15 protein-coding genes are annotated in these 15,123 nt (G+C 63.2%); 7 read left to right on the top strand and 8 right to left on the bottom strand.

Annotation, left to right across the window (positions count from 1 at the left end):
- The first annotated feature begins 49 nt into the window (after positions 1–49).
- On the top strand, positions 50–688 hold the full coding sequence (gene upp / locus HU750_RS18735) for a uracil phosphoribosyltransferase (RefSeq protein WP_027594461.1): 639 nt from the start codon (positions 50–52) through the stop codon (positions 686–688).
- Positions 689–690: 2 nt separating this feature from the next.
- Positions 691–1,965 (top strand): uracil-xanthine permease family protein, encoded by a 1,275-nt coding sequence (locus HU750_RS18730; protein WP_027594462.1) that lies wholly within the window; start codon positions 691–693, stop codon positions 1,963–1,965.
- Positions 1,966–2,106: 141 nt separating this feature from the next.
- Here the strand turns inward: HU750_RS18730 and hemH are convergent, their stop codons facing one another.
- On the bottom strand, positions 2,107–3,120 hold the full coding sequence (gene hemH / locus HU750_RS18725; protein ID WP_099428319.1) for a ferrochelatase: 1,014 nt from the start codon (positions 3,118–3,120) through the stop codon (positions 2,107–2,109).
- A gap of 13 nt (positions 3,121–3,133) precedes the next feature.
- Positions 3,134–4,039: a TIGR01777 family oxidoreductase gene (locus tag HU750_RS18720; protein WP_186681743.1), complete on the bottom strand. Its 906-nt coding sequence runs from the start codon at positions 4,037–4,039 to the stop codon at positions 3,134–3,136.
- Between the two features lie 187 nt (positions 4,040–4,226).
- Between HU750_RS18720 and HU750_RS18715 the strand changes: the two genes are divergently transcribed.
- From HU750_RS18715 to HU750_RS18695, 5 genes are all read left to right on the top strand, one after another.
- Positions 4,227–5,213 carry an NAD(P)/FAD-dependent oxidoreductase gene (locus tag HU750_RS18715; protein ID WP_085274103.1) on the top strand — a complete coding sequence of 329 codons (987 nt, stop codon included), beginning with the start codon at positions 4,227–4,229 and terminating at the stop codon, positions 5,211–5,213.
- Positions 5,214–5,319: 106 nt separating this feature from the next.
- Complete coding sequence (locus HU750_RS18710; RefSeq protein WP_186681741.1) at positions 5,320–6,288, top strand: YbgA family protein; 969 nt, start codon at positions 5,320–5,322, stop codon at positions 6,286–6,288.
- The gene (locus HU750_RS18705; RefSeq protein WP_186681739.1) at positions 6,278–7,177 is read left to right on the top strand and encodes a MerR family transcriptional regulator; all 900 of its coding nucleotides are present in this window, start codon (positions 6,278–6,280) and stop codon (positions 7,175–7,177) included. Before HU750_RS18710 ends, HU750_RS18705 begins: the two co-directional genes overlap by 11 nt.
- A complete protein-coding gene (phrB, locus tag HU750_RS18700; protein ID WP_186681736.1) occupies positions 7,168–8,610 on the top strand; it encodes a deoxyribodipyrimidine photo-lyase in 1,443 nt (480 codons plus the stop codon). Before HU750_RS18705 ends, phrB begins: the two co-directional genes overlap by 10 nt.
- On the top strand, positions 8,607–9,305 hold the full coding sequence (locus HU750_RS18695) for an SDR family NAD(P)-dependent oxidoreductase (protein ID WP_186681734.1): 699 nt from the start codon (positions 8,607–8,609) through the stop codon (positions 9,303–9,305). Before phrB ends, HU750_RS18695 begins: the two co-directional genes overlap by 4 nt.
- Positions 9,306–9,497: 192 nt before the next feature.
- On the opposite strand, the gene HU750_RS18690 is transcribed toward HU750_RS18695, so the two are convergent.
- The 6 genes from HU750_RS18690 to hemA all read right to left on the bottom strand — a co-directional run bounded on the left by HU750_RS18690 (position 9,498) and on the right by hemA (position 14,848).
- Positions 9,498–10,016 carry an acyloxyacyl hydrolase gene (locus HU750_RS18690; protein WP_186681731.1) on the bottom strand — a complete coding sequence of 173 codons (519 nt, stop codon included), beginning with the start codon at positions 10,014–10,016 and terminating at the stop codon, positions 9,498–9,500.
- A gap of 106 nt (positions 10,017–10,122) precedes the next feature.
- A complete protein-coding gene (murI, locus tag HU750_RS18685) occupies positions 10,123–10,920 on the bottom strand; it encodes a glutamate racemase (protein ID WP_186681729.1) in 798 nt (265 codons plus the stop codon).
- Positions 10,913–11,668, bottom strand: coding sequence for a molybdopterin-synthase adenylyltransferase MoeB (locus HU750_RS18680; RefSeq protein WP_099452897.1), 756 nt, complete (start codon positions 11,666–11,668; stop codon positions 10,913–10,915). The genes murI and HU750_RS18680 overlap by 8 nt, the downstream gene beginning before the upstream one ends.
- Positions 11,662–12,492, bottom strand: a complete 831-nt coding sequence (gene prmC / locus HU750_RS18675) for a peptide chain release factor N(5)-glutamine methyltransferase (RefSeq protein ID WP_186681727.1) — start codon at positions 12,490–12,492, stop codon at positions 11,662–11,664. Before prmC ends, HU750_RS18680 begins: the two co-directional genes overlap by 7 nt.
- Positions 12,492–13,574, bottom strand: coding sequence for a peptide chain release factor 1 (gene prfA, locus HU750_RS18670; RefSeq protein ID WP_027594474.1), 1,083 nt, complete (start codon positions 13,572–13,574; stop codon positions 12,492–12,494). Before prfA ends, prmC begins: the two co-directional genes overlap by 1 nt.
- Positions 13,571–14,848: a glutamyl-tRNA reductase gene (gene hemA / locus HU750_RS18665; RefSeq protein WP_027594475.1), complete on the bottom strand. Its 1,278-nt coding sequence runs from the start codon at positions 14,846–14,848 to the stop codon at positions 13,571–13,573. Before hemA ends, prfA begins: the two co-directional genes overlap by 4 nt.
- Between the last annotated feature and the right edge of the window lie 275 nt (positions 14,849–15,123).

Below are 15,123 nucleotides of genomic sequence, written 5' to 3'. Positions count from 1 at the left end.
TAGATTAATCTAGCGCGGTTTTTTTGCCCGCCTTTCGGAGCCCCCCCCTATGCCCACTCGTGAGATCCGCCATCCGCTGATCCGCCACAAGCTCGGCCTCATGCGCCGTGCCGACATCAGCACCAAGAATTTTCGCGAACTTGCCCAGGAAGTCGGCGCGCTTCTGACCTATGAAGCCACCCAGGACCTGCCACTGGAAACCTACGAGATCGACGGGTGGTGTGGCAAGGTACAGGTCGAAAAAATCGCCGGCAAGAAGATTACCGTCGTCCCGATCCTGCGCGCCGGCATCGGCATGCTCGACGGCGTGCTCAGCCTGATTCCGGGTGCCAAGGTCAGTGCCGTCGGCGTCGCGCGCAACGAAGAAACCCTCGAAGCCCACACCTACCTGGAAAAGCTCGCGCCGGACATCAACCAGCGTCTGGCCCTGATCATCGACCCGATGCTGGCCACCGGCGCCTCGATGGTCGCCACCATCGACCTGCTGAAAAAAGCTGGCTGCAAAGAGATTCGCGCCATGGTGCTGGTCGCCGCACCCGAAGGCATCAATGTGGTGGAAAAAGCCCACCCGGATGTACAGATCTACACCGCTTCGATCGACCAGCGCCTGAACGAGCACGGCTACATCGTGCCAGGCCTGGGTGATGCCGGCGACAAGATCTTCGGCACCAAGCAAAAGGACGCCTGACCATGCAGGACGGCTTCAACGACCCGCTTTGGCGCCAGGTCGTTTCGGGCGCGCAGATGCTCTTTGTGGCATTTGGCGCGCTGGTGCTGATGCCACTGATCACCGGCCTCGACCCGAACGTCGCGCTGTTCACCGCCGGTATCGGCACGCTGCTGTTCCAGCTGGTCACCGGCCGTCAGGTCCCGGTGTTCCTGGCATCCAGCTTTGCCTTCATCACCCCGATCATCCTTGCCAAGGGCCAGTTCGGCCTGGCCGAAACCATGGGCGGCGTAATGGCCGCAGGCTTCGTCTACACCTTCATGGGGCTGATGGTAAAAATCAAAGGCACCGGTTTCATCGACCGCATGCTGCCGCCTGTGGTGATTGGCCCAGTGATCATCTCGATTGGCCTGGCCATGGCGCCCATCGCTGCCAACATGGCCATGGGCAAGGGCGGTGACGGTGCTGCGCTGATGCCTTACAAGACCGCCATGCTGATCTCGATGCCGGCACTGCTGACTACCTTGATCGTCGCAGTTTTCGGCAAGGGTATCTTCCGCCTGGTGCCGATCATCTCCGGCGTACTGGTGGGCTTTGCCCTGGCGTTTGCCTTTGGCGTGGTCGACACGGCCAAGATTGCCGCTGCACCGTGGTTGGAGATCCCCAACTTCACCGCGCCGGCGTTCAACTGGCAGGCCATCCTGTTCATCGTGCCGGTAGCCCTGGCACCGGCGATCGAGCATATCGGCGGGGTGATTGCGGTGGGCAGCGTCACCGGGCGCGACTACCTGAAAAAGCCTGGTTTGCACCGCACCCTGCTGGGTGACGGCCTGGCGACCACGGCTGCTGGCCTGTTCGGGGGCCCACCCAACACCACCTACGCCGAAGTGACCGGCGCGGTGATGCTGACCAAGAACTACAACCCGAAGATCATGACCTGGGCGGCGGTGTTTGCTATTACCCTGGCCTTCATCGGCAAGTTCGGCGCGCTGCTGCAGAGCATTCCGGTACCGGTCATGGGCGGCATTCTGTGCCTGCTGTTCGGCTCAATTGCGGCGGTGGGCATGAACACCATGATCCGCCACAAGATCGACCTGGCCGAGGCGCGCAACCTGGTAATCGTTTCGGTGACCCTGGTGTTCGGTATTGGCGGCGTGTTGATCGGCAGCGGTGACGGCCCGGACGACTGGGGCCTGAAGGGCATCGCCCTGTGCGCCGTGGTGGCCATTGCCCTGAACCTGATCCTGCCGGGCAATGATGGCTGGAAGAACAAGAAGCTGGATGATCAGCTACCTTAAGTGACACGCGCTCCTGCCGCAAAACGCCTCCCCTGTAGGAGCAGCCTTGTGCTGCGAAGAGGCCGTTGAAAACACATCAATCTTCTGTGTCATCACCGGCCTCTTCGCAGCACAAGGCCGCCCCCAAAAGGGCGGACTCATTCAGGCTTTTTCGCACATCCCCGCCAGCACCTTCACCCACTCTGGGTGATCATTCAGGCACGGCACCAGCAGCAATTCCTCGCCCCCTGCCTCGATGAATTGTTCTTTGCCGCGATCGCCGATCTCTTCCAACGTTTCGATGCAATCGGCAACGAACGCCGGGCACATCACCAGCAGCTTCTTCACCCCCGCCTTGGCCAACTCGTCCAGCCGCGTCTCGGTATAGGGTTCGATCCACTTGGCGCGCCCCAGGCGCGACTGGAACGACACCGACCACTTGCCATCTGGTATGCCCATTTTCTGCGCAAAGGCCTTGGCCGTGGCCAAACACTGCCCGCGATAACACACGGCGCGCATTTCGGCACTGGCGTCCTTGCAGCAATCGGCCGCCTGAAAATCATGCTTACCGGTGGGGTCGAGCTTTTTCAGGTGCCGCTCCGGCAGCCCATGAAAACTCAGCAATAGGTGGTCGTAATCCTGCTGCAGGTAAGGCTTGGCGCTGGCCACCAACGCCTCGATGTACTCGGGATGGTCGTAGAACGGCTGCAGCACGCGCATCTGCAACGGCAACTGGCGCTCGCTGACCGTCTGTTTGGCCAACGCCACCACGGTGGTCACCGTACTGTCTGCAAACTGTGGATAAAGCGGTGCCAAGGTGACCTTGCGCACGCCCTGAGCTGCCAGGCGCTCCAGCACTTCGGGCAACGCCGGCTGGCCGTAACGCATGGCGATTTCCACCGGGCCATGGGGCCAGTGCTCGACCATCGCAGCCTGCAGGCGGCGGGTCAGCACCACCAGTGGCGAGCCTTCGTCCCACCAGATCGACGCGTAGGCGTGCGCCGACTGTTCCGGGCGCTTGATCAGAATCAACGACACCAGCAAGCGCCGCACCGGCCAAGGCAGGTCGATCACGTACGGGTCCATCAGGAACTGGTTGAGGTAACGGCGCACATCGGCCACCGAAGTGGAGGCCGGGGATCCCAGGTTAACCAGCAGCAGGGCGTGATCGGTCATGCAGCGTCCTATGTCAGAGGCGGCTGGACAGGTCGTCCAGGGCCGATTGCAGATCGTTGAAACGGAAAGTGAAACCTGCCGCCAGCAAGCGCACCGGGCGCGCCCGCTGGCCGCCGAGCAGCAGCGTCGACAGCTCGCCGAGCCCGGCCTTCAGCAAAAGCGCAGGCACAGGCAGCAGCGCCGGCCGGTGCATCGCACGGCCCAGCCGCCTGGCGAACTCACGGTTGCGCACAGGCTCTGGGGCGCAGGCATTATAAGGACCGCTGGTGTCCTTATGCTGCAAGAGAAAATCAATCAGGGCGACCTGGTCGTCTATATGGATCCACGGCATCCACTGCCGACCATCGCCCAACGGTCCGCCCAGCCCGAGCTTGAAGGGCAACCGCAGGCGCGACAAAAAGCCGCCATCGCTGGCCAGTACCAGCCCAGTGCGCACCAGCACCACGCGGGTGCCTTGAGCTTGCGAACGCTGGGCTGTTTCTTCCCAGGCGATACACAACTGGCTGGCAAAATCTTCGCGCACCGGCTGGGACGCCTCGGTGAGTTCACGCTCACCGCCATCCCCATACCAACCCACCGCAGAACCGGAAATCAGCACCTCAGGGCGCTGCTCACGCGCACCCAGCCATGCCAGCAGTTGCTCGGTGAGCGTGATACGGCTGGCCCACAACAGGTTGCGCCGGGCTCCGGTCCAGGGCCGGTCGGCGATCGGCGCACCCGCCAGGTTGATGACCGCGTCGAGGTGATCATCCGCTTGCAGTTCGTCCAGCTGGGCGATACCGCGCACCCCGCTACCGCACAGTTTTGGCACCTGCTCCGGTCGGCGGCTCCAGACCGTGAGGCGATGGCCCTGGCCGAGCCAGAACTGGCACAGGTGCTGGCCAATCAAGCCAGTGCCGCCTGTCAGCAATATATGCATGGCTGTGTCCTCGCAGAATGCGGCTGTGGTCTATTTTTAAGATCAAGGCACTTTTTTGACCCGACGCTCTCGGATAAACATAGGCCAACCTGCTCTATAAAGCGGAATAACCTTATACAAAAGTTGTGCATTGTACAGGTTTGCCTGACAGCGTAGTCTGCTCACAGCAAGGTTTGAAGAGGCCATCATGACAGTACCTATTGCCATCATCGGTGCCGGTATCGCCGGTCTGTCCGCCGCCCAGGCGCTACAAAAGGCCGGGCAATCCGTACACCTATTCGACAAAGGCCACGGCAGTGGCGGGCGCATGGCCAGCAAGCGCAGCGATGCTGGCGCGCTGGACCTGGGCGCCCAGTACTTCACTGCCCGTGATCGGCGCTTCGTCGAACAGGTCCAGCAATGGGTAGCCGCCGGTTGGGCCGAGCAGTGGAAGCCGCAGCTGTACAACTACCGCGATGGCGAACTCACCCCCTCCCCGGACGAGCAGACTCGCTGGGTCGGCGTGCCCCGCATGAGCGCCATTACCCGTGGCCTGCTCAAGGATGTGACCGTCAACTTTGGCTGCCGCATCGCTGAAGTGTTCCGCGGCAAACAGTACTGGCACCTGCAAGACACCGAAGGCTGCAGCCACGGCCCATTCAGCCGCGTGGTAATCGCCGTGCCGGCGCCACAGGCCACGCCGCTGCTGGCCTCGACCCCCAAACTCGCTGCGGTCGCCGCAGGCGTGCAGATGGAGCCCACCTGGGCGGTTGCCCTGGGCTTCCAGACCCCATTGGACACCCCGATGCAAGGCTGCTTCGTGCAGGACAACCCGCTCGACTGGCTGGCCCGCAACCGCAGCAAGCCAGGGCGGGACGAGCACCTCGATACCTGGGTGCTGCATGCCACGTCGCACTGGAGCCGGCAGCACATCGACCTGTCGAAGGAAGAGGTGATCGAGCAGTTGTGGGGCGAGTTCGCCGAACTGGTCGGCTGCGTGGTACCGGCCCCCACGTTCGCCCTCGCCCACCGCTGGTTGTATGCACGCCCCACCAGCAACCACGAGTGGGGCGCCTTGGCCGATGCGGATCAAGGCCTGTATGCCTGTGGCGACTGGTGCTTGTCCGGGCGGGTCGAAGGTGCTTGGCTGAGCGGCCAGGAAGCGGCCCGACGGCTGCTGGAACACCTCGACTGAGCGGGCGCTGAACCTGTACAAAAAAACTTGTTTGCATAACTCCGTAGCTGTGCTGGAATAAACTTGTACAAATTTGATTTCACGTACAGGTTTTCCGGAGACAGCCATGCAAGCCGCCACCGCCCACAGCAAGCCTCGCATCGCGATCAGCGCCTGCCTGACCGGCCACAGTGTGCGCTACAACGGCGGGCACAAGGCCTCTGATCTGTGCCGCACACAACTGGAAGCGCATTTCGAATGGGTGCCCGTTTGCCCAGAAGTGGCTATCGGCCTCGGCATTCCACGCGATCCTATCCGCCTGGTCGGCAACCCTGAGCAACCCGAAGTGGTCGGCACCCGCAACCCCGGCATGGACCTGACCGGCCCGCTGCGCACCTATGGCGAGCAGATGGCCGGCGAGCTCGATGATATCTGCGGCTACATCTTCATGCAGAAGTCGCCCTCCTGCGGCCTGGAGCGGGTCAAGGTCTACCAGGACAACGGCCACCCCGCCTTCCATGGCGGCCGCGGCGTGTACGCCCAGGCCTTCTGCAGCCTGCGTCCGGACCTGCCGGTGGAAGAGGAAGGCCGCCTGCACGATGCTGTGCTGCGCGAAAACTTCATCAGCCGCGTGTACGCCTATGCCGATTGGCAGCGGCTGTTGGCCGAAGGCCTCAGCCGCGGCGCGCTGGTGCGCTTTCATGCGCGCTACAAGTACCTGTTGATGGCCAACAACCCCCAAGCCTACCGCACGCTGGGGCGGCTGCTCGGCACCATGAGCCGCGATGACGACCCACAGGAGATCGGGCCACGTTACTTCAGCGAGCTGATGCAAGCGCTACGTCGCTGTGCCAGCCGTGGCACCCACTGCAACGTGCTGCAGCACCTGAGCGGCTACTTCAAAGATGCCCTGACCGCACAGGACAAGGCCGAATTGCAAACCCTCATCAGCCAGTACCAACAAGGCGTGGTGCCGCTGGTCGTGCCACTGACCTTGCTCAAGCATCACCTGCGCAAACACCCCGACCCTTACCTGATGCAGCAAGCCTACCTGCAACCACACCCCGAGAGCCTGGGGCTTCGTAATGCCGTCTGAAAGCCTGCTGCCTATCGGCGAGCTCGCCCGCCGCACCGGCGTCAACCCCGTCACCCTGCGTGCCTGGGAACGTCGGTACGGCCTGCTCAAGCCGCAACGCACCGCTAAAGGGCACCGGTTGTATTCCATCGAGCAGGTCGAACGTGTCGAAGCGATCCTGGCCTGGCTGCAGCGCGGCGCGTCGGTGGGCCAGGTGCGTGAGCTGCTCGACAAACCCACCAGCAGCGCCCCGCAAAGCGACTGGCAGGCCCGGCAGGCGCAGTTGATCGAGGCCATCGCCAACCTCTCGCAACGTGCACTCGACCAGCAACTCAACCAAGCCATGGCGCTGTACCCCGCCATCACCCTGTGCGAGCAACTGCTGCTGCCCCTGCTCGACAGCCTGGAGCTGCGCTGGCGCAACTATTTCAATGCCCGGCTTGAACAGGTGTTTTTCCAAACCTGGCTGCGCAGCAAGCTCGGCGCCCGGGTGTACCACGACAACCAACTGCTACAAGGCCCAGCGGTGCTGCTGGCCGAAGACAGCGAGGAGGCCTTCGACCCCGCGCTGTGGCTATGCGCCTGGCTGCTGAGCAGCAATGGCATCCCTGTCGAAGTGCTGGAACAGCCGGTCGGCGGCCCACAGCTGCAACGGGCGATCGCCGCACTGCAGCCGCGCGCCCTCCTGCTGCACCTGGGGCCACGCATCGACAGCAAAGCCTTGCAGCGCCTGCTGCAAGGCATACCGGGGCCAAAACTGCTGGGCGGCGCCACGCTCGCCCTGCATCAGGCCCACCTGAACGCCCTCGACCTTCCCGAGCTCTTCCTGTTCGATACCCCACAGTCGGCATTGCGCGTGCTTCAAGGCAATGGCCGCCGGCCTGTAGAGATGAATGCACCATGCAACTGATCTGGCTGCGCAGTGACCTGCGCATCGACGACAACACCGCCTTGAGCGCAGCCTGCGAACGCGGCCCGACCCTTGCCCTGTGGCTGGTCAGCCCCGGCCAGTGGCAGGCGCATGACGACGCCGCCTGCAAAGTCGACTTTTGGCTGCGCAACCTGCGCACGCTGCGTCAGTCGCTGGAGGCCCTCAACATCCCGTTGCTGATCCGCACCGTCGATACGTGGGATCAGGCGCCACAGGCCGTGTTGGACGCCTGCCGTCAGCACCGGGTCGAGGGCGTGCACTGGAACGAGGAGTACGGCATCAACGAAGAGCGCCGCGACCAGGCTACGCGGGCACTGCTGGAACAGTCAGCCATCCAGGCGCACAGCTACCTCGACCAGTTGTTCTTCCGCCCAGGCACGGTCCTCACTCGCAGTGGTGACTACTTCCAGGTCTTCAGCCAATTCAAGAAAAACTGCCTCGAACACTTGCACCGCAGCCTCCCGGCGTTAGCCCCTCGGGTTAAACCGCAGTCGCCCCTGAAGATCGCCAGCGACCCCATACCCGAGCAAATAGAGGGCTTCGACACACCGCCGCGCACCTTGAGCGACCACTGGCCAGCAGGGGAAGCCGAGGCGCAGAGCCGCCTGACGCGCTTTCTGGATGAAGCAGTGGAGGACTACCACTCCTTGCGCGACCTCCCCGCCAAGCCGGGCACCAGCCAGCTCTCGGCTTATCTGGCCGCTGGGGTAATCTCGCCCCGGCAATGCCTGCACGGCGCCCTGGCGTGCAACCGGGGCGAGTTCGACAGCGGCAGCACGGGCGTCCAAACCTGGATTAACGAGCTGCTGTGGCGGGAGTTCTACAAGCACATCCTGACGGGTTATCCCCAGGTCTCCCGGCACCGCGCCTTCCGCACCCACACCGAAGCCTTGCCATGGCGCGATGCGCCTGAAGACCTCGCGGCCTGGGAACAGGGGCGCACCGGCTTCCCGATCATCGATGCCGCCATGCGCCAGTTGCTGGACACCGGGTGGATGCACAACCGCCTGCGCATGATCGTTGCCATGTTTCTCAGCAAGAACCTGCTGATCGACTGGCGCAAAGGCGAACGGCATTTCATGCGCCATCTGATAGACGGTGACCTGGCGGCCAACAATGGTGGCTGGCAATGGAGCGCGTCCACCGGGACCGATGCAGTGCCCTACTTCCGCATCTTCAACCCGGTTTCGCAGTCTCAGCGCTTCGACCCGCAAGGGCGATTCATTCGCCACTGGGTACCGGAATTGCAAGCACTGGATGAGAAAGCCATTCATCAGCCCGTAAAGGCTGCGGATCTTTTTGCACCTAATTCGTATCACAATCCAATAGTCGATCTCGGCAGCAGTCGCCAGCGTGCATTGGAAGCCTTCAAAGGCCTTCCGCGCCGGCAGGATCAGGGGGCAGTATCGTGAACAGTACTCGCAGTTTCTGGGTAACAGGGGCCAGTAACGGATTAGGGCTGGCTTTGGTAGAGCGGCTGCTCGAGCAAGGGCATCGGGTGGCCGCCAGTGCCAGGGAATGCGAAGCACTGGATACACTGGGCGAACGTTTCGCCTCGCAGTTGGTGCGGCTGCCGGGGGAGTTGCAGGTACTGGAACAGGCCGATGCATCCAGCACATTGTTGCTGGATGCTTGGGGTTCGCTGGATTGCCTGATCATCAATGCCGGCACCAGTGATTACCTGGCCGACGACGTGGCCGATGACGAGCTGTTCGAGGCCATCGCCAGCAGCAACCTGGTGGCCAGCGAACGTTGCCTGGCCAGTGCCTTGCCGCTACTGACGAAGGGTGATGCACCTCAGGTAATGGCCATCCTCAATCGCTACTCGGCCTCGCAGCTGTTTGCACCCACCCAGGTTGCCAGCGGCTTCAACAGCACTGCCCAGTGGTTTCGCGAGCAACGTCAGGTACTGGAAAAGCTGCAGATCAGCTTGACGGTAGTAGGGCCGCAATCGTTGAAGACACCCGTGACAACAGCGCAAGCGATACCCGAGGCGTGGACGCCGCAGAGTGCTGCCGAAGAACTGTTGCGGCGGTTACCGCAACGCGAGCCGGAATTGGTGCTGGAGACGCTGGACCTGAGCAGCTTGTGGCCACTACGGCCCTGATCTTGTAGGAGCAGCTTAGAGTGCCATGCGGTAATGCAGGCTGTAACGCTCTACACCGTCAAGTACTGGAAACGCTGTACCTGTAGGAGCAGCCTTGTGCTGCGAAGAGGCCGGTGAAATCACAAAGAATCTCGGCTGTTATCACCGGCCTCTTCGCAGCAAAAGGCTGCTCCTACAAGGGTGCGGGGCAGCTTAGAGTGCCATGCGGTAATGCAGGCTGTAGCTCTCTACGCCGTCGTTAGGTTGCTTGATGCCAGCATTGGAATAGTGAATGGCCCGTACACCAATTTCATGCCCGCCCGCAAAGCGCAGACCAAAACCGATTCGGTCTTCGAACTGGAACGCCGAGCCCAGCTCATTGGTTTCAAGCTCGGTGCTGGAAAAGGCCGCGACGCCAATCCCGGCCTCGATATAGGGCTTTACCGAATCCCCCGCAAACTCATAAACGAATACCGGTGCGAACGACAGGCTGTGGTTGCTCGCCGTCTTGTCGCCATCCCAGTAGGTGTAAGCCCCATCCCAATACCCGGTCAGGCGACCAACGCTGGTCTGCCACCAGCTCGCGTCCCAGTTCGATTGCAGGCCCAGCCGGTAGACCATGGTCGAGTCACCCGTCTGCCCCACCGAAAATGAAACATCAGCCGCCTGCGCCGACACTGCTTGCCCCAAGGTAAAGACGGCAGCCGCCGCCAAGCCGAGCAGTTTCCTCATAAGAAACATCCTTCTTCCTAATGCTGTTGTTAGTGTTCGCCTCGTGTCAGGCAAATCTGTAGAAATCGGCAGTGGTACGATAGTTCAGCTAATTTTCACGTTTTTTTCACAACGTAAAGCGTTGCACACTGTCGGACTTCTGCCACAGCAACGGTAGGATTTTTCTCAGGGATTGTGGGTCGGCACTGGTCCAGAAGCGGGTGCCCACTGCCGGGCCCTCAGCCAGCAGGTCGCTGGCGCCCAGCAGACGCTGCAATTGACGCGCCACGGCGGCGCCGGTATCGATGATGGCCACGTCCGCCGGCACCATGTCGGCCAGCAGCGGGCGCAGGAAGGGGTAATGCGTGCAACCCAGGATCAGCGTGTCGCAGCCAGCCGCCAGCAGCGGCTGCACGTAGCCGAGCAACAACTGGCGCAAGGCCGGGCTGCTCAGGTCGCCGGTTTCGATCCGCTCGACCAGGCCGGGGCAAGGCTGGGTGACCACGCGCACATCGCTGGCGAAGCGGTCGAGCAACGCCGCAAACTTGGCGCTCTGCAAGGTGCCGGTCGTGGCCAGCACGCCGACTACACCGGAGCGGGTGGCTGCAGCAGCCGGCTTTACCGCTGGCTCCATGCCCACCAGCGGCCATTGCGGGTACAGCTCACGCAGGTCGGCAACGGCCGCCACTGTCGCGGTATTACAGGCCAAGACAAAGGCCTTGGCGCCCTGCTGCTGGAAGAACTCGGCAATACGCCGGCAGCGCTGGCGGATGTAATCCGCCGACTTTTCACCGTAAGGCACGTGCCCGCAATCGGCCACATACAGCAGTGATTCGTTAGGCAGCAGGCGCTGGATCTCGGCCAGTACCGACAAACCGCCGACCCCCGAATCCATTACGCCAATCGGCGCCGAACGCTCAGCCATCGCGCTTGCCACAGACCGCGCAAGCCGGGTCGCGCTTGACCCGCAGCTCACGAATGCGCGTGCCGAGGGCATCGATCAGCAATAGGCGGCCCACCAGCGGCTCGCCAAACCCCGCCAAGAGTTTCATGGCTTCCAGGGCCTGCAGGCTACCTACCAGCCCCACCAGCGGGCCGATTACACCGGCTTCGCTGCAGGTCAGTTCAGCCTCGCTGCCATGGCCATACAGGCAGTGGTAGCAAGGGCTGTAGTCACGCCGCGGGTCGAACACCGACAGCTGGCCTTCGAGGCGGATCGCCGCGCCACTGACCAGCGGTTTACCGGCAGCAACGCACGCAGCGTTGACCGCCTCGCGGGTAGAAAAGTTGTCGGAGCAGTCCAGCACCAGGTCGACCGCCGCCACCGCAGCGGCCAGCGAGTCCTCGTCCAACGCCTGGCGATGAGCGACCAGGCTGATCTCTGGGTTGATCGCCTCCAGGCGCTGCAGCGCCGAGTCCACCTTGCTCATGCCGACGCTGGCGCTGTCGTGGATCACCTGGCGTTGCAGGTTGGTCAGGTCAACGGTGTCGAAGTCCGCCAGGTGCAGCTCACCCACGCCCGCCGCAGCCAGGTAAAGCGCGACAGGCGAGCCCAAGCCACCGAGGCCGACGATCAGGGCCTTGCTCTGCTTGAGCCGCAGTTGGCCGTCGATATCGATCTGCGCCAGCAAGACCTGCCGGCTGTAGCGCAACAGTTCCTGATCAGTCAGCATGGCAGGCGCCCCAGGGTAATGCGTTCATGGCGGCCCAGGTCCGTGCGGCTGGCCACCTCGCTAAAGCCGTGTTCAGCCAGCAAGGCACGCACCGCTGCGGCCTGATCGTAGCCGTGCTCCAACAACAACCAGCCACCTGGCAGCAGGTGACGTGGCGCCTGGGCGGCAATCACCCGCAGGTCGTCCAGGCCATCGGTGCCCGCCACCAGCGCGCTGCTGGGTTCGAAGCGCACGTCGCCGGCGACCAGGTGCGGGTCTTCACTGGCGATGTACGGCGGGTTGCTGACAATCAGGTCAAAGCGCGCATCGCCCAGGCCATCGAACCAGTGGCTGACACGCACTTGGACGTTAGCGAGCCCCAGGCGTTGGCGATTACGCTCGGCCAACGCGACCGCCTCCTCCACCCGGTCTACCGCCGTCACCTGCCAGGCCGGGCGATCGCCGGCCAACGCCAGGGCAATGGCCCCAGTCCCGGTGCCCAGGTCGAGCACCTTGGCCGGGGTTGCTGGCTGAAGCTCAAGGGCAGTTTCGACCAGCAGCTCGGTGTCCGGACGCGGGATCAGTGTATGCGGCGCCACTTCCAGGTCGATGTTCCAGAACCCTTGCTGCCCGAGGATATAGGCGACCGGCTCGCCATTACGGCGGCGCTGCAGGTAACCGGCGTAGGTGTCGGCCGCTTCGCTGCTGACGATGCGCTCGGGCCAGGTATGCAGGTAGCTGCGCGACTTGCCGATGGCCGCAGCCAGCAACAGTTCGGCATCCAGCCGCTCGGTGGGCGATTCGGGCAACTGCGCGTTGCGCAGCAAGCTGGCGATGATGGTCATCAGTCCCCCAAGGCGGCCAGTTGATCGGCCTGGTATTCGGCCAACAGCGGTTCGATCACGGCGTCTACGCCACCGGCGAGGATGTCGTCCAGCGAATACAAGGTCAGGTTGATGCGGTGATCGGTGACCCGGCCCTGTGGATAATTGTAGGTGCGGATACGCTCGGAGCGGTCACCGGAGCCCACCAGCAGCTTGCGCTCACTGGCAATGGCGTTCTGTGCGGCGCTGGTCTGCATGTCGTTGAGCTTGGCCGACAGCCAGGACATGGCGCGGGCGCGGTTTTTGTGCTGCGAACGTTCTTCCTGGCACTCGACCACCATACCGGTGGGCAAGTGGGTGATGCGCACGGCCGAGTCGGTCTTGTTGATGTGCTGGCCGCCGGCGCCGGAGGCGCGGTAGGTGTCCACGCGCAAATCGGCCGGGTTGATTTCGATCGCGGCCTGCTCGTCGGGCTCGGGCAGCACCGCCACGGTGCACGCCGAGGTGTGGATACGGCCTTGGGACTCAGTTTCCGGCACGCGCTGCACGCGGTGTGCGCCCGATTCGAACTTGAGCTTGCCGTACACGCTTTCGCCTTCGACGCGGGCAATGATTTCCTTGTAGCCGCCGTGTTCGCCTTCGTTCTCGGAAAGAATCTCCAAGCGCCAGCCACGCTTCTCGGCATAGCGCGAATACATGCGGAACAAGTCGCCCGAAAAGATCGCCGCCTCGTCGCCACCGGTGCCGGCGCGGATTTCGAGGAACACGTTGCGCCCATCGTTAGGGTCCTTGGGCAGCAGCATGCGTTGCAGCTGGGCTTCCAGCGTCAGCAATTGCTCCTTGGCTTCGCGCACTTCTTCCACGGCCATTTCACGCATGTCCGGGTCGCTGTCCTTGAGCAGCGCCTGGGCGCCTTCGAGGTCGTCCTGGACTTTGCGCCACGCTTGATAGGCAGCGTAGACCGGCTCGACTTCGGCGTATTCGCGGGAATAGGCGCGGAAACGCGTCTGGTCGGAGATGACTTCAGCGTCACCGAGCAGTGCGGTCAGTTCTTCGAAGCGGTCCTGGATGATATCCAGTTTGTTCAGCAGCGACGCTTTCATTGCGAGGATTTGTCCGTCGAGCCCTCGTTGAGGGCAAAGAGTTCCTGGGCCATGGCCAGCGCATCGAGGCGGCCCTCGGCCGAGAGCTTTTTCAGCTGCACGCTGGGGGCGTGCAGGAGTTTGTTGGTCAGGCCCCGGGCCAGTTGGGCCAGCACGTCTTCGGGGTTGCCGCCGTTGGCCAGCAGACGCTGGGCTTTTTGCAGTTCTTCATCACGCAGCCGCTCGCTTTGCTGGCGGTAGGCCTTGAGCACGTCCACCGCAGCCAGCTCGCGCAGGCGCACCATAAAGTCTTCGGCGCCCACCGACACCAGCTCTTCGGCGGCCTGGGCAGCGCCCTGGCGGCTCTTGAGATTTTCTGCGACCACATCGTGCAGGTCATCGACGGTGTAGAGGTAAACGTCGTCGAGTTCGCCGACTTCGGGCTCGATGTCACGCGGGACGGCGATGTCGACCATGAAGATCGGCTTGTGCCGGCGTTGCTTCAGCGCGCTCTCGACCGCGCCCTTGCCGAGGATCGGCAACTGGCTGGCGGTGGAGCTGATGACGATGTCGCTGTTGGCCAGCTCTTGCGGGATGTCGGCCAGCAGCACGGCATGGGCGCCAAACTGCTCGGCCAGGGTACTGGCGCGCTCCAGGGTCCGGTTGGCCACGACGATACGCCGCACGCCTTGCTCGTGGAGGTGGCGGGCGACCAGGGTGATGGTCTCGCCGGCGCCAATCAGCAGCGCCTGGCTGCGGCCCAGGTCACTGAAGATCTGCCGCGCCAGGCTCACTGCGGCGAACGCCACCGAGACCGGGTTCTCGCCGATCGCGGTGTCGGTGCGCACCTGCTTGGCGGCACTGAAGGTGGCCTGGAACAGGCGCCCGAGCAGCGGGCCGACAGTGCCGGCCTCACGCGCCACGGCGTAGGCGGACTTCATCTGGCCGAGGATCTGCGGCTCGCCAAGCACCAGCGAGTCGAGGCCCGAGGCCACCCGCATCATGTGCCGCACAGCGTCGTGCTCTTCATGGATGTAGGCGCTGGCGCGCAGTTCATCCAGGCTCAGGCGGTGATAATCGGCCAGCCAATGCAGCACCGCGTCGGCAGACAAGTGGTCCTGCTCTATATAAAGCTCGCTACGGTTGCAAGTCGACAGGATCGCCGCTTCACGGCTGGCGGTCAGTCGGCAGAGCTGCTGCAGGGCGTCCACCAGCTGCTCTGGGGTAAACGCCACGCGCTCGCGTACGTCTACCGAGGCAGTCTTATGGTTGATACCAAGTGCAAGAAAGGCCATGCAAGGTCGCTGGTTGTGACGAGAAGCCGATAATTGTCCTCTTTCGCAGGTTCCAGAACAACCACCGTTCGCTATTGTCGTGTAGGAGCGGCCTTGTGTCGCGAAAGGGCTGCGCAGCAGCCCCGGTATTTCAGCATGGCTATGGAAACGACTGGGGGCACTTCGCGCCCCTTTCGCGACGCAAGGCCGCTCCTACAGAGGCGGCGGAACCTGCTTGCCCCTGCCATGGTCGCAGTTAACCAAATGCTTCGCAGGTGGGTTTGCCACCGCGCTTG

This window comes from Pseudomonas sp. SWRI50 (genome assembly GCF_014269095.1).
In the GTDB taxonomy this organism is placed as follows: Bacteria; Pseudomonadota; Gammaproteobacteria; order Pseudomonadales; family Pseudomonadaceae; genus Aquipseudomonas; species Aquipseudomonas kermanshahensis.
This window is presented reverse-complemented; position numbering and strand designations above follow the sequence as displayed.